This is a genomic window from Pseudomonas sp. Pse35 (genome assembly GCF_024519715.1).
Taxonomy (GTDB): Bacteria; Pseudomonadota; Gammaproteobacteria; order Pseudomonadales; family Pseudomonadaceae; genus Aquipseudomonas; species Aquipseudomonas paracarnis.
Map to the genome: position 1 here is coordinate 1 of NZ_JALJRP010000108.1, position 225 is coordinate 225.

General features: G+C 66.2%; 1 pseudogene. It reads left to right on the top strand.

Going from position 1 to position 225, the window contains the following annotated elements:
- Nucleotides 1-225, top strand: a pseudogene (gene araG / locus OC445_RS27250) (L-arabinose ABC transporter ATP-binding protein AraG); the annotation flags it as partial.

Genomic DNA, 225 nt, shown 5'->3' on the forward strand with positions numbered 1-225 from the left:
AATGCGCCGCCGACAGCATCGCCAGCGGTGTGGCGGTGATTCACCAGGAGCTGCATCTGGTGCCGGAAATGAGCGTGGCCGAGAACCTGTTCCTCGGGCATTTGCCCACGCGCTTTGGCGTGGTCAACCGGAGCCTGCTGCGCAAGCAGGCCCTGGCCTGCCTCAAGGGCCTGGCCGATGAAATCGACCCCGACGAGAAACTCGGGCGCCTGTCCCTGGGCCAGC